This is a genomic window from Xenorhabdus griffiniae, assembly GCF_037265215.1.
GTDB lineage: Bacteria > Pseudomonadota > Gammaproteobacteria > Enterobacterales > Enterobacteriaceae > Xenorhabdus > Xenorhabdus griffiniae.
Genome location: NZ_CP147737.1, coordinates 4,377,798 through 4,399,347, shown reverse-complemented (window position 1 = coordinate 4,399,347; position 21,550 = coordinate 4,377,798). Strand labels below are relative to the sequence as shown.

The following is a 21,550-nucleotide window of genomic DNA, read 5'->3' as shown; positions in this document are numbered from 1 at the left end:
ACCAGAATTAATTCATTGCGGCATTTTTATGTTGTTGAATTTTATTCAACAGGTAGATAAATATTAGGAGTTCGAGTGTCACGATATCCCCTCGTATGTGCGCTTTTTGTCTCTATCATCACTCCATCGGCTTATAGTGCAAATTTACGATTGAAGTTGGAAGGACTTTCTGGCGAATTAGAAAAAAATGCCAGAGTACAACTTTCCAATATCAGCACCGATGAAGTTTCTCCTGATGGCCGTTTTCGTGCTCGGGTGGAGAAAGCGATACGACAAGGGCTTCGTCCATTGGGATATTATGCTCCCACCGTTGAATTCACCTATCAAGAGAACACGCCTCCTGCCCGCCCTGTTTTAACTGCAAAGGTTACGCTTGGTGAACCTGTACGAGTCGCTAAAGTGAATGTTGATTTGGAAGGTGGTGCGAAAACAGATCAAGATTATGCCGCCCTGATTAAGAAAAATATGCCAAAAGACGGGACAATACTCAACCACGGTGAATATGAAGATTTTAAAAATTCATTGACAAATTTGGCGGTTAAGAAAGGCTATTTTGATGCTGTCATGAAAAAAAGTGAATTAGGGGTAGCAAAGGATCTGCATGAATCTATATGGGATTTTGATTTTGATAGCGGACAACGTTATCGTTTTGGCCCAGTAACATTCTCCGGATCGCAAATTCGTGAAACTTACCTAGATAATCTTATTCCTTTCAAATCAGGTGAATACTATACCTCGGAACAATTAGCCGAGTTTAACCGCCGTTTGGTTGATACTGGATGGTTCAATTCTGCGGTTGTTGTGCCCGATTTTAAAACAGGACGTGAGAGTAAAGATAAGGTATTGCCATTAAATGCATCCTTAGTGCCTCGCTCTGCTAACTATGTTGAATTGGGGGGCGGTTATGGAACGGATGTCGGGCCTCGTGTGCAGGCTAAATGGAAAAAACCGTGGCTGAATTCTCGTGGACACAGTTTGAGTAGTAGCCTTAACCTTTCTGCCCGCGATCAAGTCATTGACGCAGCCTACAAAATGCCGCTTAAAGTCAACCCACTGGAAGAATATTACCAACTACAAACGGGTTATCGACGCAAAGATATTAACGACACTATTTCGGATACGGCAACCTTGAATCTTTCCCGTAATTGGGATCGTTTCACGGGTTGGCAGTACGGCGTGAATCTGCGCTGGAGCCTTAGCCACTTTACCCAGGCTAAAGTCAGCAATACCACCATGTTGCTTTATCCGGGATTTAGTCTCAGCCGTATTCGCCAGCGTGGTGGCACGATGCCTTATTGGGGAGATAGCCAGCGTTACTCGATCGATATTTCTGATACAGCTTGGCAGTCCAATGTCGATTTTTTGGTGTTACAGGCACATCACGTCTGGGTAAGAACGTATCGGGAGAATCACCGTTTTGTGGTACGGGCAGATTTGGGCTGGATAGAAACCAGTGAATTCGACAAAGTACCACCGGATTTGCGCTTCTTTGCCGGAGGGGATCGCAGTATTCGTGGCTATAAGTACCAGAAAATCTCACCAAAAGACAGTGGGGGTAAATTAATCGGGGCATCAAAATTGGCGGTTGGCTCGCTGGAATATCAATACAATATTTATGGTAATTGGTGGAGTGCATTGTTTGTTGATTCCGGTGAAGCGGTGAATGATATCAGAAAAAGTAATTTTAAAACCGGTGCGGGAATTGGCGTGCGTTGGGCTTCACCGGTTGGGCCGATAAAGTTTGATTTAGCAACGCCAATCAGTGATCCAGATAGTCGCAATATTGAATTTTATATTGGGTTAGGGGCTGAACTATGAAGTGGGCAAAAAGGGTGAGTATTGCTTTCCTGCTGATTGTCGGCCTGTTATTGGTGGCAGTTACTGGGCTGGTTGGCACGCAAACGGGCTTGCATTTTGTGATCAACAGTGCGGCACGTTGGGTTCCGGGATTGGATATTGCGAGTGTCAGCGGCGGTTGGCGCAATTTAACGTTAAAAGGCGTCAAATATCAGATGCCAGGTGTTAACGTCAATGCAGACAATTTACACCTTTCTATCCAGCTCTCCTGCCTGAAACACAGCCAGGTATGTGTCAATGCCTTGACCACTGAAGGTGTTACTGTTGCGGTGAATACCGCTGAATTGCCGCCATCGGCACCTGCGACTGAATCGGAACCATTGACTGAATTGCAAACACCGTATCCTATTTCACTGGATTTGCTTTCCTTGAAAAACATTCATGTGCAGGTAGATGGTATTGCCATTGCGTTGGATGAGTTTAAAACGGCAGCTCAGTGGCAGGAAAAACGGCTGATATTAAAACCGACGGAAATTAATAACCTGTTAGTGGCATTGCCAAAAAGTGCATCTGAAAAAATCGGTACAGCACAAAAAGTTAGGCAGCAGGCTAAACCGGAAAAATCCCTGGGTGAAACGTTGAAAGCGCTGTTTGCCCAACCGCTGTTAACAGAGTTACCCCATATTCCCATTCCGCTTGATATCACGCTGGAAAGCATCCACGGCAGTCAGCTTCATTTAACCGGTGATACCGATATCACGATTAACGATTTGCGGCTACAGGCCAGTAATCAGAGGCAGGCAGTCGAGATAAAAACATTAAGTGTGCAGGCACCGGAAGGCTCATTGGCGATACAAGGGACGGCAAAACTTGCTGAACAATGGCCAGTAAATCTGGAGGTTAAGGGTAAGGTCGATAATTTAAAACATATCAATCTGGATGACTTAACCGGCCAACAGATCGATTTGACGCTAAAAGGTGCGTTATTACAGCAGCTTAATCTTGCGTTGAATCTTTCTGGCCCTGTTGCCGCCAGTTTGGATGCTCAGACTGAATTGGCAAAAGCCGACTTGCCTGTACGTTTGACATTGAAAAGCCAGCAACTGCAATGGCCGCTGCAAGGCAAGCCAGACTATCAGCTTGATGGCGTCAAGTTGCGCCTGAATGGTCAAGCAAGCCACTACGATCTTTCTCTCCGGTCGGATATTAAGGGCAATGATCTTCCGCCGGCATCGCTAATGTTGGATGCAAAAGGCAATGAAGAATTACTGAAGCTAACGCGCTTGCGTTTGGCGGCCTTGCAGGGGAAAGCCGATATTGTCGGTGTGGTTGATTGGAGTCAGGCCATTAGCTGGAATGCCAAATTAATGTTGGATGGTATCAATACAGCTAAACAGTGGCCGGAATGGCCCGCTGAAATCAACGGAAAAATAGCCGTGCGTGGTAGCGTGTATGGAGGAAGCTGGCAGCTCCAGGTCCCTGAAATTGCCCTTGATGGTCATGTGAAGCAGAATATCATCAAAGCGCGTGGCAAGGCATCGGGTAATGCAGCAGGTCAGTGGAATATTCCTCAACTTGATCTTGCCGTTGGGCGTAATACGCTGAATATACAGGGGCAGCTTACGGATCAGGCGTGGAAACTGGATGGGGAAATTCATGCACCACAATTGACGGGCTTACTGCCGGGTTTGGCTGGCTTTATTACCGGTGAAGTCAAACTGCGCGGCAATATGCAAGCCCCCCAAGTCATGGCAGATTTGAATGCACGTGGGCTGCGCTGGCAGGATGAGTTAAGCGTGGATAGCGCCACGATCAAAGGTGATGTACGTTCGGCTGAGCAGATCCAGGGGCAGTTGTCGATTATTGTGCGGCAATTGCAGCAGGCGGATTTAACCATCAGGAACCTGACACTCAACGCGAAAGGCACAGAAAAGCAGCATCATTTACAACTGAAAATTGAAGGAACGCCGGTATCCGGCCAATTGGCACTTAATGGCAGTTTTGATCGTCACAAGGAGCACTGGCAAGGCAGTATTAACGAGACTGACTTTAATACACCGGTTGGTGTGTGGCGTTTAAGTAAAGCGATAGCCATTGATTACTTCAACTTGCAGCAAAAGGCCATCGTGGGGCCTCATTGCTGGCTTAATCCTGATGCTCAGCTTTGTATCTCAAAACCTATTGAAGCGGGGAGTAGCGGTCATGCTCAAGTGGTACTTGAACGCTTTGATCTGGCTATGATCCGGCCATTCCTTGATAAAAGCACCCAACTTAAGGGCGTATTCAATGGTAATGCTGAGATCAGATGGACAGCAGGGCAGGGGTTGCCCCAGGCAAAAGTGGCTCTCCAAGGGAATGGGGTACAAGTTCGTCAGGTTGTAGAAGGTAATACATTACCGATTCATTTTGACGCACTCACCTTGAATGCAGGTCTGGCAGATGGCAAAGCGAATTTGGCATGGTTATTCAAGTTAGCGGGCAATGGAATATTGAAAGGCGATGTGCAGGTCGCTGATTTAGAAGGCAGCCGAAAATTAGCGGGTAATGTCGATATTCAGGCACTTTCTTTAGGCTTGGTTAAGCCCATTTTAGGTAAAGGCGAAAAAGCGGAAGGGGGATTAAGTGCCAATTTACGTATTGGTGGTAATGCCAGAGATCCGCTGCTATTTGGTCAACTTAACGCCGATGCCCTGCAACTGAGCAGTCATTGGCTGCCATTCGATATCACCCAAGGCCAATTAGCCGTTCACTTTGCCGGTGCCAGCTCTGATATGCATGGCATGATTAGAACACCCAAAGGGCAACTCAATCTAAATGGTTATGCTGACTGGCGCAACCTGAATGCCTGGTACGCCAGAGTGACAGCCGATGGTGACCAATTACGTGTCACGGTTCCACCGATGGTGAAGGTGGATATCAGTCCAAATTTGGTGTTGGAGGCAAAACCAAACCTGTTGAAACTTGACGGTAATGTCGATATCCCGTGGGCACGTATTACCGTTCAGGAGTTACCGGAATCAGCGGTAGGCGTTTCTGCGGATGAAGTGATGCTGGATAATAATCTCCAGCCAATCGAGAAGAAAAAATCACCTATTTTGATTCAAAGTAATTTAAATGTTCATATTGGCGATGATGTACACCTGAGTGCATTTGGTTTGAAGGCGCAGCTTAAAGGAAATTTGAAAGTCATTCAGGATAAGCAGGGGCTGGGGCTGAATGGTCAGATTGATATTCCGGAAGGGAATTTCCATGCTTATGGGCAAGATTTGCAAGTGCGTAAGGGAACCATTATGTTCTCTGGCCCGCCAGATCAGCCATTGTTGAACATTGAAGCTATCCGTAATCCAGAATCGACAGCGAACAAAGTTATTGCGGGTGTACGTGTTACTGGATTGGCAGATAAACCGAAAGTGGAAGTTTTTTCTGATCCGGTAAAATCCCAACAGGAAGCTTTGTCTTACTTGTTACGTGGCGAAGGGTTAGAAAAAGGGGATTCTGACAACTCGCAGATGGCGGCCATGCTGATTGGATTAGGAATTGCTCAGAGTAGTCAATTAGTCGGTAAGATTGGGGAAACTTTTGGTGTCTCTGATTTGGCGTTGGATACCCAAGGAGTCGGTGATAAATCTCAGGTGGTTGTCAGTGGTAGAATTACCAATGACTTACAAGTGAAGTATGGTGTGGGTATTTTTGACTCTTTAGCGACATTGACGTTGCGTTATCGTGTGATGCCAAGATTGTATCTGGAAGCGGTATCTGGTATTGATCAGGCTTTAGATCTGCTCTATGAGTTTGAGTTTTAAAGATGCGAGTTATTGTTTATGGTAGCCTGAGGCGAAAACAAGGCAATCATCACTGGATGACGGATGCCCAATTGTTGGGAGAACACAGATTAGAAGGTTATGAAATTTATGATCTGGGGCACTATCCGGCGGTTATCCGTGGTGAAGGAACAATCGAATGTGAAGTTTATCGTATTACGCCATCCATCCTGACAGAATTGGATGAGTTGAAAAAAAACGCTCAGGAGTATGAAAGGGAACTGATTGAAACACCGTATGGTAAGGCATGGATCTACCTCTATAAATTGCCTGTTGACGGATTGCATCGGATAACCTGTGGTGACTGGTTGAAACGCCACGAAGAAGAGTAAATTAGAGGTAAACAAAAACCTCTGTCCCGATTAAGGACAGAGGTTTTTTTGTTACTACCTGTCAGGATTATTTTTTCGTAGCGCGTTCGAAAGAAGACAGGATCTCGGCCTTAGCGGCTTCAACATTATCCCAGCCATCAACTTTGACCCACTTACCTTTTTCCAGATCTTTGTAGTGCTCGAAGAAGTGAGTGATTTGGGCACGCAGCAGTTCTGGCAGATCGTTCACATCTTTGATGTGATCATATTCTTTGCTCAGTTTGGTATGAGGAACAGCGACCAGTTTTGCATCTTCACCGGATTCGTCAGTCATTTTCAGGACACCAACCGGACGGCAGCGGATAACAGAACCTGGCTGCAATGGGTATGGTGTTGGCACCAATACGTCAACGGGATCACCATCGAGAGACAGGGTATTGTTGATGTAGCCGTAGTTACATGGGTAGAACATTGCACTTGACATGAAACGGTCTACAAACAAGGCACCAGACTCTTTGTCTACTTCATATTTGATAGGATCTGCATTCGCTGGGATCTCAATGATGACATAGATATCTTCAGGTAGCTCTTTGCCAGCCGGTACATTATTCAGGCTCATAAAACGGTTTCCTTCAATTTTAAACCAAAATGGAGTGCGAGGTATTATAGCCAAAGCAGGCCAAAATTCCTCGGATTTTTCGGCTGCTGGCGTGGCTTAAGCGCCTAATAAAAAAGCACAGACCCAACCCTAATTGAGTCTGCGCTTATTTTAGATTAGCCGTAGTTTAATTTAAGGAATTTCGCCATAACCATCAACGCGTATTACACACATGGGTATCGACGGCTGTTTGGGTGCATATTCAGTTGCCTTTTTACCTTTCCTGGTAAGATAGTCATATCCATACATCACTTTTGTATATTGTGTGGATTTATCTCCCGGAATAAATGTTCTTAATATAGTTGTCCCCACCATGTTTTGACTAAGATGTTGAAGTCCAAAGTCAGGGAAATGCTCTTTGTCATATTCATGACTTAGTGAAGTCGGTGTGGTCGTTTGCGGAGTGGCTCCTATATCAAACACATTCGGATCATGTGCTATCTGGCCATTGAGACGGTTTTGGTTCCATTGCACCTGCGGACAGACATCATTCTGACTCAAATCAACAGTTGGCTCGTTATCGGCGAAAAGTATGTATTTTCGTGGGTTGAAAGTATAGTAATAACCGTACTTGATACCCTGATCAGTCTTTTTGATGAGTGTCACTGTTACCGGCCAGCTCTCATTGGAGAAATGTTTTTCGGAGAATGTGATATTTCCGTTACCACTTGGATCGGTATCTACGCTCACCAATTTAGGATTGGAAGATTTGAAGGTGACTGGATTGATAAGGTTACCCTCGCCGTCAGGAAAGTTATAGTCCGTAAACAAATTGTTTTTTCCATCTTGCGTCAGTTGAATGACGAGATCTCCATGGACGTTATACGGCCTTCCCTGCTCCTGAATATATTTCTTGTTGTTTGAGACTTTCGTACCCATAAAAATTCCCACCGGCACTGGAATAGGATCGAAATTTACCGGTTCGGATTGTATGCTATCTGCCACATTGCCGCTGGATGGATCTGGGGACAGGTTAAAATAAAGACCATCCATAGCGACTTGGCTTGTCATCGAGAGAGTCACATAACCGTCAGCATCGGTGATTGGATTTGCAGGAACCTCAATCTTAGTTTTATCTGGAAATACATAATCTTGCTGTTCAGCACTCAATAGTTCCACGGCCAGTTTGCCAAGAGACTGATTCTTCAAAGGAAGTTTGCTGTCTACATCGATAACTGGCACCTTATAAGTATAGCGTTCCTTTCCGTTAGCGGTTAATGGCCCCGCAGGTGACTGCGATATTACACCGAATGCAAACTTCAGGCTTTTTGGTGTGACAAAATCGAATGGTTCAGAGAAGCTTTGACGTTGCTCATTAATCAATACCCCAACTTTAACACCTTTCACGCTTTGGGTACCGGTCACAATCGCCTTAATATTACCATCTTGATCAGAGGAGTTCTCATAGCCGGGAGCGGGCCTGACAGATAATCCCGGTATATCAGTAGGCTCGACACTCCATTGTAAGTTCATGTCTATTTTTTTGTTGATTGGGTTGCCATTGAGATCGAACACAGCCGCAGTCACAGTGATTGGCTTGTGTTCCATTGCCTCATAAGGCGCTTTTTGATCAAATACAAAATTTTTGGCTAGAATGGCATCACCAAGATTGGTGAAATTCAGAGGCTTGTCGCTTTTTATCTCCCATTTGGGTTGATCATCCATTGACAGATAGATCTTTGTTTTCGGATCTAGGGGCTGAGTGCTGCTCAACGTTGCAGTTAACTGGCCTGCATCATTGGTCATGCCTGCTGAGTCCCAAATTAATGTTGCATGTTTATCTGCTGGCTCGATGCTCCATTGTACTTTCGGTATTGCCTTGTTTTTAATTGGCGGATTGTTTTTATTGCCATAGGTGATGGTTGCTGCCAGATCATAAGCCGGTTTGCCATTGGAAATCACAGGGCCTGTGCCACTGGGTTTGATGCTTTGTTCTTTAATGGTAAAAGGTTCAACAACCACATTCATATAAGATGTCATAGGCTTATTGCTGCCCGCTATTTCAGAAGTCGCAGACAGGGTATAGCTGTTTATTCCCTTAACCGAATATTTCGGCAAGTCTAGTTCAACAGATTTACCATGAGGGATGATAGTTCCCCCGTTTTTACGGAACTCTTCGTTAGCCTGCCATGATAATTTTTTCAGTTTGTCCTCAGCGGTAATATTCGGCGTGATTTGGACATGTTGGGCACTGTATCCGCTTAAGGTATTTGGCAAGACCAGGCTGAACACCGGCTTTTTCCTGTAATCCAATACGATGTTGTTGTTTCTTGTCACCAAATCATAACGACTGCCCATCAGTGTGCGCATAGCTGCAACATGACTTGGTGAAATTTGATCAGCAAAAGGTATACCAAAATGGTAATTTAAATTGGCCAGGAAGAGTCCTTCACTGTGTCCACTGCTGCCGAACTTATAATCGACGCCCATTGTCATCAGTGGAATCGGGGTATAATTCAGTCCAATTCGAGCAAGATTAGGGTTTTTCTGTCTGGTTTTCCGATTAAATAGGGCGACGTTATCGCCGAAGTATTGTTCATAACTCAACTTGCCCCCAAGGTTTGGATAGGCGGGTAAGAAAAATTCACCATTAATATCGTAGCCGTTAGCTGGTCGTTCTTCATAGTCCAGTTCTTTGGGAGAATCACGCCATTTGCTCACGCGCCAGTAAGTATTGGCAGATAATTTAACGTAATCAGTCCAGATTTCTCCCCCAACACCTAACCGTTGATGCTGTCCCGTAAAATCATTGTCAAAGAAAGTATTTAAGCCATACATCCAATCAGGCGTGAAATAACGTCCACCAAGACCGAGGTTTAGGGTATTGCGGCTATCGTGACGGCGATAACCTACCTGAGAGAAAAATAGCCAATCCGCTTTATTGTCATAGAGAGGTAACAGCAAATCCAAAGCGCTGCTATCCAGTTTTCCTTTTTTATCGATGGAGAGATTAATCCTGCCTGTACCAAATCGGGATAACCATTTTTGTGTTTCCGTGGATATTGCACCATTAATTTTCCCCAAAGCGTAGGATTTTGCTTGTTCGGTTAATTGTGATGGGGAAGAGGATAAAATATTACTCACCCTGTGGATATTTTGTGCGATGACACCGGCTTCCGCATCAAGAATAGCTTGCTTATCCCGCGCCTGATTGGCGTACCTTTCATTTTCTGACTCTTGTAAGGGTATTCTATTCTCTTGAATCTTTTCACCCGCTGAAAATATGCGCCTTATATCTCCCCGCGTAACGTAGCGGAGAGATATAAACAATCACATTGATTTGCAAGCTGCAATTTGAAATTCATTGGGTATAAATTGCAACTTTAAGTTTAATGCGTATATGGTTAATGGCTCAATCATACTACTTATTGTTCAGGAAATTCGGCCATAAAACTTTCGGCTTTTTCTACCATAGATTTGGTGCCGACAAAAAAAGGTACGCGTTGGTGCAGCTTATTTGGCACGATATCCAGAATACGGTTTGCGCCATCGCTGGCTTTGCCACCGGCTTGTTCAGCCAGAAATGCGATTGGGTTACATTCATAAAGTAAGCGGAGTTTACCCGTTGGGTGGCTTGCCGTACTTGGGTAGATATAAATACCGCCTTTTAACAGATTGCGGTGGAAATCAGCAACCAGAGAACCGATATAACGAGTTGTATAAGGGCGCTGGGTTGCTTCGTCTTGTTCCTGACAATATTTGATGTATTTTTTCACACCCATCGGAAACTTGATGTAGTTTCCTTCATTGATAGAGTACATATTGCCCTTTTCCGGGAATTGGACTTTTTCATGGGTCAGACAGAATACACCAAGGGAAGGATCATAAGTAAAAGTATGGACACCACAACCTGTCGTGTAAACCAGCATTGTGGATGAACCATAAACCACATAACCGGCTGCAACCTGACGATTACCGGGTTGCAGGAAATCCTCTTCGGTGACAGGCTGGCCGATCGGGGTAATTCGGTGATAAATTGAGAAAATAGTCCCGACGGAAACGTTTACATCAATATTCGAAGAACCATCCAGTGGGTCCATCAAAACAACATACTTCGCATTTTCTGCTCGGTCGCCATCAAAAATAACGATGTCGTCTTCCTCTTCGGAAGCAATGCCTGCAACTTCGCCGCGTGCTTTCAGTGCTGCCTTGAGTTTTTCATTGGCATACAAATCCAGTTTCATCTGGACTTCACCCTGAACATTAGATACGCCACTTGTGCCTAAAATATCCACCAGACCGGCTTTATTGATATCCCTATGGATAATTTTGGCACCTAACTTGATGGCAGACAGTAGTGCAGTCAGTTCACCTGTAGCATGCGGAAAATCTTGCTGCTTTTCGACGATGAATTCGCCCAATGTTTTCATGACAAAGGCCTTGAATTTGGTTGTGGTTTTAGGAAGCGTGCTTCACTGATGTGTCGCACTTATGTGCCGCACTTAGGCGTGGGCAGTTTAGCTAAAGAATCCGATGATTCATAGGCTATTGCATTTTTAATCTCTGATTTGAGGGGTAGAATAGTGATACAGTTCATGAATCAGGTAGAAATAAATGCGTATTCATATTCTTGGCATTTGCGGTACTTTCATGGGTGGGCTGGCGATCCTCGCTCGCGCACAGGGCCATGAAGTGACCGGCTCTGATGCCAATGTCTATCCCCCAATGAGCACTTTGCTGGAAAAACAGGGCATTGTGCTGATCCAGGGGTACGATCCGGCACAGCTTGAGCCTGCTCCAGATATGGTGATCATTGGTAATGCCATGACACGTGGCAATCCCTGCGTAGAAGCCGTGTTAGATCGTGGTATTCCTTATACCTCTGGCCCGCAATGGCTGCATGATCATATATTGCCGGAGCGTTGGGTATTGGCAGTCGCGGGAACTCACGGCAAAACAACGACAGCAGGTATGGTAGCCTGGATATTGGAAGAGTGTGGCTATAAACCCGGGTTTCTGATCGGTGGCGTGCCAGGGAATTTTGACGTTTCAGCACACATTGGTGAAAGCCCATTTTTTGTGATTGAAGCGGATGAATACGACAGTGCTTTCTTTGATAAGCGTTCGAAATTTGTCCATTACAGCCCCCGTACATTGGTCATGAACAATCTTGAGTTTGATCATGCCGACATTTTCGAAAATTTGGGCGCGATTCAAAAACAGTTCCACCATCTCGTCAGGGTTGTGCCGAGTACCGGTAAGATCATTGTTCCTGATAATGATATTAATTTGAAGCAAGTGCTCTCAATGGGATATTGGAGTGAATTGGAACAGATCGGAGAAAGTGGTCACTGGCAAGCGAAGAAAGCCAGCCAGGATAGCAGCCACTATCAGGTATTCCATCAGGGTGAGCAGGTTGGGGAGGTGAAGTGGTCATTAGTCGGTGAACATAATATGCATAATGGTTTGATCGCAATTGCGGCTGCTCATCATGTAGGCGTTCAACCTGCGGATGCCTGTCAGGCACTTGGCAAATTTATTAATGCCCGTCGTCGCCTTGAATTGCGCGGTGAAGTTAATGGTATCTCAGTGTATGATGATTTTGCCCATCATCCAACGGCTATCTTAGCCACACTAGAAGCATTGAGAAGTAAAGTGGGTGGCGTGGCTCGCATTCTTGCCGTGCTGGAACCGCGTTCGAATACCATGAAAATGGGCATGAGCAAAAATGACATTGCTCCTTCTTTGGGACGCGCCGATGAAGTTTTCCTCTATCAACCCACCAATATTCCGTGGCAGGTTGTTGAAATTGCTGAACAGTGCGTCCAGCCTGCCCGTTGGAGTGCGGATATTGATACTTTAGTTAGGATGATAGTAGAAACGGCACAGTCCGGTGACCATATTCTGCTGATGAGTAATGGTGGATTTGGTGGTATTCACGAAAAACTACTGGCTGCATTAGCGCAAAAAGTAAGTGTAGCGTAGCATCCATATGAAAAGGCCGCATTAAGCGGCCCGTTGATTTTAATCTAAAGTTAATTGTGTAGGTCTACATTCATAGAGCGTCGCCAATTTTTCCAACGTTGCCTGGCGTGGTCGTTCTGATTTTTCAAATTGAGAGACTGCCGCTTGCTTTATTCCCAGCTTTTCAGCCACTTCTGTCTGTGATAAACCTCGATATATACGCCATGCTGCATGAAGTGTGATTTCTTCATCAACCATGATGCTAATGACTTCATGTGGAATGGTTTCATCGTCATTAACGTCTTTGGTGTAAGGGATGCTGACATAATCTTCATCACGATCCACCGCTGCAAGTAAACGTTCATATTCTTCAATAGGAAGCACTACAGCCTGCTTGTTGCCGTTCTCATCTGTAATAAACTGAATACCAGCCATATTATCTCCGATATTGTATTGACCCTTACGTGAATAGTGGAAAAAGCTGGTGGTATACCCGCTATGCTGGTCAATATGTATTTGTTTGTCTTCGCTTAATTTCCTGCACTTCTAAAATCTTCGGTTCTTGGTCAGAAAGCTCAAACAAAATTCGGTAGTCACCTACTCTTAATCTGTATTTAGCTTCTGTTCCCGTTAATTTTTTAATATCCAAATCGACGAATGGGTAACCAGTAAGTAAACTAATTTTGTTTTTTATCACCTTCTGGTATCTCGTGACGATCCTGATTAGCTGCTTGGTTGCTGCTTTAGACCAAATCACTTTGACCATTATTTCCCCTATTTAAAGCACATCACCATTTTCAGGATATTTAAAATATAAGAGTTAAGGCTTATATTGTCAATGGGTTACTATGAATATAAGTATTAATATAAGATTTTGGTGGCTAATCTTAAAATGTCATTCTTACCGTAACATTTTAGCGGTGGGGCATGTCGTATTTGCCCTTTAAGGCGAGGAAAGGTGCTAAGATTCGGTCTGCTAATTGTATATCTTAATTGGCATGGCAGACCGACCCACAAGATTAAAGCTCCTGTTCAAACAGGTGGAGAATCGCTTCGTAAAGTTGTTTTGTCGTAAAGTTTTGCGCTGGGGTGGAAAAAATAGTGTCATCCCCTGCAATGCTGCCAAGGATCCCTTCTGCTTTTCCCAATGAATCTAATAGTCGGGCAATGAGTTGTGCTGCGCCAGGGCTGGTTCGTATGACGACAATGCTGTGATTATAATCGACATCTAATACCAGATTTTTTAATGGGCTGGTGGCAGTAGGAACACCCAATTCTGCGGGTAAGCAGTAAACCATTTCCATTTTTGCATTACGGGTTCGGACAGCACCAAATTTCGTCAGCATTCTGGAAACTTTAGATTGGTTGATATTTTCAAACCCTTGCTCTTGAAGTGCCGAAACAATTTCGCCTTGAGAGCTGAATTTTTCTTCTTTCAATAATGCCTTGAAAGCTTTTACCAAATCTTCCTGTTTCGAAGGAACACGCATATTTCACCATCGTAGAATCCGTTATCAGGCGGACATTATGCGAAAGAGTGCATTTTTATTCAAGAAAGAGAAGAATAAACCAACATACAGAGAATTGGTGGATTAAACAGAGTAAATGTATTGTTAATTAAATGGTGATGTTTGGGGATTGTTTGGCCTGAAAGGGAAGAGTAAGGTAATCCATTAATTGATGAGGAATACGGCTGAAATAATTCTTGAAAAAGTGTCCATTATCTCATTAACAGATAAGCATTTTGTTTAGAATAAAACGACTTTGGTGTTCCATCATCAGGCTATTAAGTGGATAATCTGGCTGTTAACAGATTGTTTTTAATGCATGGTGTTTTTAATACATAGTGTATACAAATAGATCGTATTTACAGTACTTAATTTAAGGAGTATCAGGATGAAAGTTGCAGTTCTCGGTGCAGCCGGTGGTATTGGTCAGGCACTTGCCCTTCTACTCAAGACCCAGCTTCCTTCAGGTTCAGAACTTTCCTTGTATGACATTGCTCCGGTGACTCCAGGCGTGGCAACCGATCTGAGCCATATCCCAACGGAAGTCAAAGTCGCTGGTTTTGCTGGTGAAGATGCAACTCCTGCACTGGTAGGTGCAGATGTCGTGTTAATTTCTGCAGGTGTGGCGCGTAAGCCTGGTATGGATCGTTCCGATTTGTTCAATATCAATGCGGGCATCATTCGTAATCTGGTTCAGCAGGTTGCTAAAACTTGTCCAAAAGCATTAATTGGAATTATTACCAACCCAGTCAATACCACGGTAGCAATCGCCGCTGAGGTACTGAAAAAAGAAGGGGTGTACGATAAGAACCGCCTGTTTGGTGTCACAACTCTGGATATCATTCGCTCCAACACCTTTGTTGCTGAACTGAAAGGTAAGAAAGTAGAAGAAATAGAAGTTCCTGTTATTGGTGGGCACTCTGGTGTAACGATCCTGCCTCTGTTGTCGCAAATTCCTGATGTTAGCTTCACTGATGAAGAAGTTGAAGCATTGACCAAGCGTATCCAGAATGCGGGTACTGAGGTTGTTGAAGCGAAAGCGGGTGGCGGCTCTGCAACATTGTCTATGGGACAAGCAGCGGCTCGTTTGGGGCTGTCGCTGATCCGTGGCTTGCAAGGCGAAAGCCATGTTGTTGAGTGCAGCTATGTCGAAGGTGATGGCAAATATGCCCGTTTCTTTGCACAGCCTGTTCGCTTAGGTAAAAATGGTATCGAAGAACGTTTAGATATTGGTAAATTGAGTGACTTCGAACAGAAAGCATTGAATAACATGCTGGATGTTTTGAAGAAAGATATCGAATTAGGCGAAAAGTTTATTAATGGCTAATTTATTTATTAATGATTTATTAATATACGAATTAAGTTAAATATATTAAATAACTAAAACCGCTAGTTAGAAATAACTAGCGGTTTTTCTTTCAATAGTTATATTGATAGCTAATTATTCTTTTTCTCTCTAACTTTTCTTTCCAATAGTTCTCCTGTGTGGGGATCGAAATAGCGGCTTGGCCATATTTCAGACGGATGTAGTTCTAAGTAATTCGCTATTATCCATTCTCCCTTGGGCCACGGGCGAGAAAGTGTATTCGCCAAAGTTGATGAACTCAGTCCCGCCGCACGAGAAACGGCAGCTAACGTCGTTCCGCGTTTGCGTAAAGCGGCAATAATATCAGCAGGATGCCAATCCGATTTCATAGAAATCATTTTTTTAATCCTTTTCTATTAAATTAGAAGCCACATTAGTGGTATAACTAAAGCGTTAATGTGAAATTAATAACGAACACGAACCTGTTATTAAGAAAATAAAATAACATTATTTTTTCTAAAAATGTTTCTAATTTTTTCTTAATAACTTTTTTTTTGAACTTGGTTACAAAAATAGAGAAACATTATGAAAAAAGAGTGGTATACGGCAATGGAGTTGACCGGTGTAGGTGAGTTACCTAGATCACCACAAGGAGTTAATGCCAGGGCAAAACGTGAAGAGTGGTTGAGGCAAAAACGGTCAGGTGTCCAGGGAAGAGCAATCGAATACCATTACTCTTGTTTTCCCAAATCAACGTTAGAAGCTTTAGAGCTTCATGAAACACCGGCGGAATATCAGGTTCAGAAACAAGATCCTTTATCCATTTGGGTAAGTGCATTTAATTTACTCACCGAGGAAGAGAAGGAGGTGATTACCGAAGTGATATTACGAGATGGCATAAGAAGTTTTTTGGAAAAAATCATAGCTACTTGAGACAGCTTTTGAAAAGCCAGGTGCTTAAAATTTGGCTTTCTCGTCACTGCTCCAGTATCAAGCGAGGAGAAAGAGATGAAAAAAGAGTGGTATTCTGCAAAAGAACTCATCGGCCTCGCAGGGCTGCCATCGTCTCCCCAAGGAGTCAATCTGATGGCAAGACGCGAGGGCTGGGAACAACGCCGTAAGCGTGGCGTCCAGGGGAAAGCGCTCGAATATAATGTTAACAGCTTGCCCGAAGAAGTCGTGAATGTACTGACAGTCAGTGAAAATTCAGTCGAATACTACCGCAATAAGCGACAAGACCCATTTATGATCTGGGTAGAGGCTTATTACCAGTTGAGCAAATCCGAAAGAGAACGAATGGTTAAATTTATTTTGAGAAAAGGACTAGCCAGCCTTGTCCAATATGTCGGTATTCATGATCTTGATAATAAAGATAGCGCCCTAGATTGAATGATCTGGGGCACTGATTCAGTTTTAGGAAAGTCGCTGTACAGCGACATGGGCCAACCCCTCAAGGGCCGCCTTGTATGGAGAGTCTTCCAGTGACTGCAATGCTGAAATGGCCTTATCTGCTTCTTCTTCTGCCCGTTGGCGGGTGTATTTAAGTGAACCACACTGTTTCATCGTTGCCAGAACGGTATCCAGCAAATGGCGGCCATTACCTTGTTCAATGGCACTTCGGATCAACGCGGATTGTTCCGGTGTTCCGTGATTCATGGCGTGCAAAAGAGGCAATGTAGGTTTGCCTTCGTTTAAGTCATCTCCGGTATTCTTACCAAGCGTACTGTTGTCTGAGTCATAATCCAGCAGATCATCAATTAATTGAAATGCAGTGCCGAGATAACGGCCATAATCACGTAGTGCTATTTCTTGTTCAGGAGTAGCATTGGCGAGAATGGCGGCTGAATGCGCAGCAACTTCAAACAGGCGGGCGGTTTTACTGTAAATGACCCTCATATAGTCATCTTCTGAAATATTAGGATCATTGCAATTCATCAACTGCATGACTTCACCTTCAGCGATGACATTAGTGGCATCAGACATCAATTTTAATACGCGCATGGAGTCGAGATCGGTCATCATTTGAAATGAGCGCGTATAGATAAAATCACCCACCAAGACACTGGCTGCGTTGCCATAAATGGAATTGGCTGTCGCCTTACCACGGCGCATGTCAGACTCATCAACGACATCATCATGCAACAGCGTTGCCGTGTGGATAAATTCAATCAAAGCAGCAACTTTGATATATTTTTCGTCTTGGCAATGAAGGGCTTTACCTGCCAGTATGGCAATCATTGGTCGAATGCGTTTGCCACCGCCGCTGATGATGTAATATCCAAGTTGGTTGATCAACGCAACGTCAGAATTTAATTGGTTAAGAATGGTTTCATTAACCGCTGCCATATCATCAGCGGTGAGTTTAAGTATCGATTCTAAATTCATGTTTTGGCTTTGGACTCTGATTCAGAGCTGTGCTCATTAATTAGCATATCAATAGATATCAAGATATATCGATTGTACTTGAAAAACCGTTCAAATAAATGACAATTGAAAAACTCTGTTTTTTTCTCATCTGTTCTAATTCTGCACTTGTCTTCCAGGTGGTTTTTGCGTAGAATTCGCGCCCTATTGTGAATATTTTATAGCGCGCTCTGGAAAGCATTTTTAGGGGGTGCGCGGAAAGCGGAGTTTATATGTACGCAGTTTTCCAAAGTGGTGGTAAACAACACCGAGTAAGCGAAGGCCAAACAATTCGCTTGGAAAAGCTGGACATCGCAACAGGTGAAACTGTTGAGTTTGACCAGGTGCTGATGGTCGCTAACGGCGAAGATATCAAAATCGGCGCTCCAGTAGTTGAAGGCGTTAAAGTTAAAGCTGAAGTTGTAGCTCACGGTCGCGGCGAGAAAGTTAAAATTGTTAAGTTTCGCCGTCGTAAACACAGCCGTAAGCAGCAGGGCCACCGTCAGTGGTTCACCGATGTTAAAATCACTGGCATCGCTTAAGATTTTAGGAGAGCAGATTAATGGCACACAAAAAGGCTGGCGGCTCGACTCGTAACGGTCGCGATTCTGAAAGCAAACGTCTGGGTGTAAAACGTTTTGGTGGTGAGTCTGTTTTGGCAGGTAGCATCATCGTTCGTCAACGTGGTACTAAATTCCACGCAGGCAACAACGTAGGTTGTGGCCGTGACCACACCCTGTTCGCATTAGCTGACGGGAAAGTTAAGTTCGAAGTTAAAGGTCCAAAAAACCGTAAATTTATCAGCATCGAAGCTGAATAAGTTTTTTGCATCTTGATCGAATCAGAAGCCCTGCAATGTGTGTTGCGGGGCTTTTTATTATTTTGGATTACGCCATCTCTGGGTACTAGCTGCCATCCAGCTTTACAGTGGCTATCCTACGGAGAAAAGTGATGAAATTTGTAGATGAAGCCAGGATTCTGGTTGTAGCGGGAGATGGTGGCAATGGTTGCGTCAGCTTCCGTCGTGAGAAATATATTCCAAAAGGTGGGCCGGACGGCGGTGATGGTGGTGATGGTGGTGATGTCTACCTGCTGGCAGATGAAAACCTCAATACGCTGATTGATTACCGTTTTGAAAAATCCTTCCGTGCTGAACGTGGCCAGAATGGACAAAGCCGCGATTGTACGGGTAAACGTGGTCAGGACATTACGATTAAGGTTCCGGTCGGAACTCGTGTACGTGATGTTGCCACGGGCGAAGTGCTTGGGGATATGCTGCGCCATGAACAGCGTTTTATGGTAGCCAAAGGGGGTTTCCACGGCCTTGGCAATACCCGTTTTAAATCTTCGGTAAATCGTGCCCCACGTCAAAGAACGATGGGAACGCCCGGAGAAAGCCGTGAGCTGATGTTGGAACTGATGCTGTTGGCTGATGTGGGAATGCTGGGGATGCCAAATGCAGGCAAATCTACCTTTATTCGTGCTGTATCGGCCGCAAAACCGAAAGTCGCTGATTATCCATTTACAACCTTGGTGCCAAGCCTTGGCGTTGTGCGTATGGATAACGAGCAAAGTTTTGTCGTTGCCGATATCCCTGGGCTGATTGAAGGTGCATCAGAAGGCGCTGGATTGGGTATTCGTTTCTTGAAGCATTTGGAACGTTGCCGCGTATTGCTGCATTTGATTGATCTCTTCCCGATCGATGAATCCGATCCGGTTGAAAACGCCCGTATCATCATCAAAGAGCTGCATAATTACAGTGAAAAACTGGCAGGAAAACCACGCTGGTTGGTTTTTAACAAAGTCGATCTTGCAGATCCAGAAGAAGCCAAGCAGCGGGCAAAAGCTATCGCTGATGAGCTGGGTTGGGAAGGCGATTATTATATGATTTCAGCCGTGAATCGTCAGGGAGTGAAAGAGCTTTGCTGGGACATTATGGAGTTCATGAAGGCGCAGCCTCGCAGTATGGAAGCGTCGGAAGAGTCCCAACCTGAAAAAGTTGAGTTTATGTGGGATGACTACCATAAAGAGCAGTTACAGCAAGCATCTGACGACGAAGATTGGGATGATGACTGGGACGAAGAAGATGACGAAGGCGTTGAGTTTATTTATAAACGTTAATCTTCCGTAACCATTTGAATATAAAAAAGGGCGCTATATTTGGCGCCCTTTTTTTGATCAAGTTCTTCTTACCAAAACTGAGCCAACTTAGTGACTTTGATATAACGATTTATATAAATTGTGTTCAAAACGCGATAATGGAACACGGCGGGTTCGCTGATCTTCTGGAGGAACGGAGTATGCAGAGACAAACTGGACAAAAGCAATTTGCTGTCCACTGGCGGCAGTCATAAACCCTGCAAGGTTATAGACTCCTTGTAGTGATCCCGTTTTGGCAAAGACTTTACCATCAAGCCCCGATTCATGCAGACCAGGACGGTAGGCCAGCGTGCCATCATATCCCGCTTTGGGCAACATAGAGATGAAGTCCAACTTATCATTGTGCTGAGCAATAAATTGCAATACTTCCATCATGGTTGTGGCAGCGATTAAATTGTGGCGTGAAAGGCCAGAACCATCCACCATGATAGTATTGCCTAAATCAATACCCGCTTTCTGTTTCAGAATCTGGCGGACTGCGTCGGAACCTGCCCGCCATGTTCCTGGAACGTTAAAATAGCGGTGGCCGAGGGTACGAAAGAGGGTATCCGCAATCATGTTATCTGATTTTTTCAACATGATTTCGAGCATCTTATTTAGTGGTGCAGATTGATTTACAGCGAGGATCTTTTCTGGTTGCTTAGGCGTTGACTGGAGCCGGATATGGCCTTTTAACTCAATACCGGCAATTTTTAGTTCATTCTTGAGTATCTTACCGGCATAGCTAGGCCCATTCTGGATAGCAAATGCCAATGGCAGTGGTTCGTCACGTTGTGTCAGGCAACCTGTAAGGGTATATCGATTCAAATCACCCGATGTAACATCAAATTCACAATACTTCGTTTCTGGTGAACCCTTAGCCAAGGTTTTGACTTCACTCAGTACATTAACAGGATAAAAAGAGGGGACACGGACAGATGCCAGTTCGCCAGGTTGTTCTGAGCTGTAGAGTGAAACAGAAAAACAGTTCTTATCCACGATGGCTGCTGATGGAGGGGCGCTGAAACATTGGGTCATATCGTTCCATATCCAGCCTGGGGCTTTATCGTGGCTGGAGAAAATCGAAATATCTATGACAAGATCTCCATTAATCTGTTTTATACCAGATTGTTTTAAGGATTCCACCATATTGCGCAGTTGTGAACGTGTCAGCACGGGATCACCGACAAAGCGAGCCGTTAGATTACCTTTTAATACACCCTCTGAAACATCAGCATTACTTTCCAATGTTGTGGTAAAACGGTAATCCTTACCAAGCTGCAATAGCGCTGCTAATGCCGTCACAATTTTCTGCGTACTGGCAGGTAAAGCCATTTGTTGCCCGTGATAATCAACTAAGGGATTTTTTGCGCCAACGGTTTGGGCAATAAATGAAAAATGAGTCCCCGTAGGCAAATACTGGGCACTTTTCTCAATATAAGAAATATCAGAAGAGGCATTTGCACTGAAAATACTCAGACTCAAGCTGAGCATACAAGCTATTCTGCTGGTCATTTTTAAAAGAGCCATAGATCCCGCATATGAAGGTGATGTATTCCAGGAATATTTGTATTAATCATACTAAGGTATAATTCAAAGGAAAAGTAAACGATGATCCATCATCAACTCTACGTTAGAATGATAGATTGGCAGGTAAGTATGCCTGTGGACTTCAGATTGTGCTGAATTACACTTCTTTTTAT

Annotated in this window: 19 protein-coding genes; 10 read left to right on the top strand and 9 right to left on the bottom strand. The window is 44.2% G+C overall.

Going from position 1 to position 21,550, the window contains the following annotated elements; genetic code table 11:
* Nucleotides 1–75 precede the first annotated feature (75 nt).
* The 3 genes from tamA to WDV75_RS20035 are packed head-to-tail and all read left to right on the top strand — an operon-like array spanning nucleotide 76 to nucleotide 5,950.
* Nucleotides 76–1,818 (top strand): autotransporter assembly complex protein TamA, encoded by a 1,743-nt coding sequence (gene tamA, locus WDV75_RS20045; protein ID WP_273559253.1) that lies wholly within the window; start codon nucleotides 76–78, stop codon nucleotides 1,816–1,818.
* Entirely contained in the window at nucleotides 1,815–5,600 is a 3,786-nt protein-coding gene (gene tamB, locus WDV75_RS20040) for an autotransporter assembly complex protein TamB (protein WP_273559251.1), read from the top strand. Before tamA ends, tamB begins: the two co-directional genes overlap by 4 nt.
* Before the next feature lie 2 nt (nucleotides 5,601–5,602).
* Nucleotides 5,603–5,950 carry a gamma-glutamylcyclotransferase family protein gene (locus WDV75_RS20035; RefSeq protein WP_273559249.1) on the top strand — a complete coding sequence of 116 codons (348 nt, stop codon included), beginning with the start codon at nucleotides 5,603–5,605 and terminating at the stop codon, nucleotides 5,948–5,950.
* A gap of 67 nt (nucleotides 5,951–6,017) precedes the next feature.
* On the opposite strand, the gene ppa is transcribed toward WDV75_RS20035, so the two are convergent.
* The 3 genes from ppa to fbp form a co-directional block, all read right to left on the bottom strand.
* The gene (gene ppa, locus WDV75_RS20030; protein WP_189758662.1) at nucleotides 6,018–6,548 is read right to left on the bottom strand and encodes an inorganic diphosphatase; all 531 of its coding nucleotides are present in this window, start codon (nucleotides 6,546–6,548) and stop codon (nucleotides 6,018–6,020) included.
* A gap of 171 nt (nucleotides 6,549–6,719) precedes the next feature.
* Complete coding sequence (locus WDV75_RS20025) at nucleotides 6,720–9,857, bottom strand: inverse autotransporter beta domain-containing protein (RefSeq protein ID WP_273559246.1); 3,138 nt, start codon at nucleotides 9,855–9,857, stop codon at nucleotides 6,720–6,722.
* Between the two features lie 95 nt (nucleotides 9,858–9,952).
* Nucleotides 9,953–10,957 carry a class 1 fructose-bisphosphatase gene (gene fbp / locus WDV75_RS20020; RefSeq protein WP_273559244.1) on the bottom strand — a complete coding sequence of 335 codons (1,005 nt, stop codon included), beginning with the start codon at nucleotides 10,955–10,957 and terminating at the stop codon, nucleotides 9,953–9,955.
* Nucleotides 10,958–11,141: 184 nt separating this feature from the next.
* Here fbp and mpl point away from each other — a divergent pair, with 184 nt between their 5' ends.
* Complete coding sequence (gene mpl / locus WDV75_RS20015; RefSeq protein WP_273559242.1) at nucleotides 11,142–12,512, top strand: UDP-N-acetylmuramate:L-alanyl-gamma-D-glutamyl-meso-diaminopimelate ligase; 1,371 nt, start codon at nucleotides 11,142–11,144, stop codon at nucleotides 12,510–12,512.
* Between the two features lie 39 nt (nucleotides 12,513–12,551).
* Here the strand turns inward: mpl and WDV75_RS20010 are convergent, their stop codons facing one another.
* From WDV75_RS20010 to argR, 3 genes are all read right to left on the bottom strand, one after another.
* A complete protein-coding gene (locus WDV75_RS20010; protein WP_273559240.1) occupies nucleotides 12,552–12,926 on the bottom strand; it encodes a helix-turn-helix domain-containing protein in 375 nt (124 codons plus the stop codon).
* A gap of 70 nt (nucleotides 12,927–12,996) precedes the next feature.
* Complete coding sequence (locus WDV75_RS20005) at nucleotides 12,997–13,257, bottom strand: type II toxin-antitoxin system RelE family toxin (RefSeq protein WP_273559238.1); 261 nt, start codon at nucleotides 13,255–13,257, stop codon at nucleotides 12,997–12,999.
* A gap of 253 nt (nucleotides 13,258–13,510) precedes the next feature.
* A complete protein-coding gene (gene argR / locus WDV75_RS20000; RefSeq protein WP_047766260.1) occupies nucleotides 13,511–13,981 on the bottom strand; it encodes a transcriptional regulator ArgR in 471 nt (156 codons plus the stop codon).
* Between the two features lie 406 nt (nucleotides 13,982–14,387).
* Here argR and mdh point away from each other — a divergent pair, with 406 nt between their 5' ends.
* Complete coding sequence (gene mdh, locus WDV75_RS19995; protein WP_273559237.1) at nucleotides 14,388–15,326, top strand: malate dehydrogenase; 939 nt, start codon at nucleotides 14,388–14,390, stop codon at nucleotides 15,324–15,326.
* A gap of 110 nt (nucleotides 15,327–15,436) precedes the next feature.
* Here mdh and WDV75_RS19990 read toward each other — a convergent pair whose 3' ends face one another.
* Complete coding sequence (locus WDV75_RS19990; protein WP_099132640.1) at nucleotides 15,437–15,703, bottom strand: helix-turn-helix domain-containing protein; 267 nt, start codon at nucleotides 15,701–15,703, stop codon at nucleotides 15,437–15,439.
* Nucleotides 15,704–15,890: 187 nt separating this feature from the next.
* On the opposite strand from WDV75_RS19990, the gene WDV75_RS19985 reads away from it, so the two are divergent.
* Together WDV75_RS19985 and WDV75_RS19980 are read left to right on the top strand one after the other, a co-directional pair.
* Complete coding sequence (locus tag WDV75_RS19985; RefSeq protein ID WP_189758667.1) at nucleotides 15,891–16,238, top strand: DNA-binding protein; 348 nt, start codon at nucleotides 15,891–15,893, stop codon at nucleotides 16,236–16,238.
* A 75-nt stretch (nucleotides 16,239–16,313) separates the two neighbouring features.
* Nucleotides 16,314–16,694 carry a DNA-binding protein gene (locus WDV75_RS19980; protein ID WP_189758668.1) on the top strand — a complete coding sequence of 127 codons (381 nt, stop codon included), beginning with the start codon at nucleotides 16,314–16,316 and terminating at the stop codon, nucleotides 16,692–16,694.
* A gap of 24 nt (nucleotides 16,695–16,718) precedes the next feature.
* Here the strand turns inward: WDV75_RS19980 and ispB are convergent, their stop codons facing one another.
* Nucleotides 16,719–17,690 carry an octaprenyl diphosphate synthase gene (gene ispB / locus WDV75_RS19975; protein ID WP_273559232.1) on the bottom strand — a complete coding sequence of 324 codons (972 nt, stop codon included), beginning with the start codon at nucleotides 17,688–17,690 and terminating at the stop codon, nucleotides 16,719–16,721.
* Nucleotides 17,691–17,941: 251 nt separating this feature from the next.
* On the opposite strand from ispB, the gene rplU reads away from it, so the two are divergent.
* The 3 genes from rplU to cgtA all read left to right on the top strand — a co-directional run bounded on the left by rplU (nucleotide 17,942) and on the right by cgtA (nucleotide 19,829).
* A complete protein-coding gene (gene rplU, locus WDV75_RS19970) occupies nucleotides 17,942–18,250 on the top strand; it encodes a 50S ribosomal protein L21 (protein ID WP_045968299.1) in 309 nt (102 codons plus the stop codon).
* Between the two features lie 20 nt (nucleotides 18,251–18,270).
* A complete protein-coding gene (gene rpmA / locus WDV75_RS19965; RefSeq protein WP_011148617.1) occupies nucleotides 18,271–18,528 on the top strand; it encodes a 50S ribosomal protein L27 in 258 nt (85 codons plus the stop codon).
* A 131-nt stretch (nucleotides 18,529–18,659) separates the two neighbouring features.
* Nucleotides 18,660–19,829: an Obg family GTPase CgtA gene (gene cgtA / locus WDV75_RS19960; protein WP_189758670.1), complete on the top strand. Its 1,170-nt coding sequence runs from the start codon at nucleotides 18,660–18,662 to the stop codon at nucleotides 19,827–19,829.
* A gap of 87 nt (nucleotides 19,830–19,916) precedes the next feature.
* Here the strand turns inward: cgtA and dacB are convergent, their stop codons facing one another.
* Nucleotides 19,917–21,377, bottom strand: coding sequence for a serine-type D-Ala-D-Ala carboxypeptidase (gene dacB, locus WDV75_RS19955; protein ID WP_273559225.1), 1,461 nt, complete (start codon nucleotides 21,375–21,377; stop codon nucleotides 19,917–19,919).
* Nucleotides 21,378–21,550 lie beyond the last annotated feature (173 nt).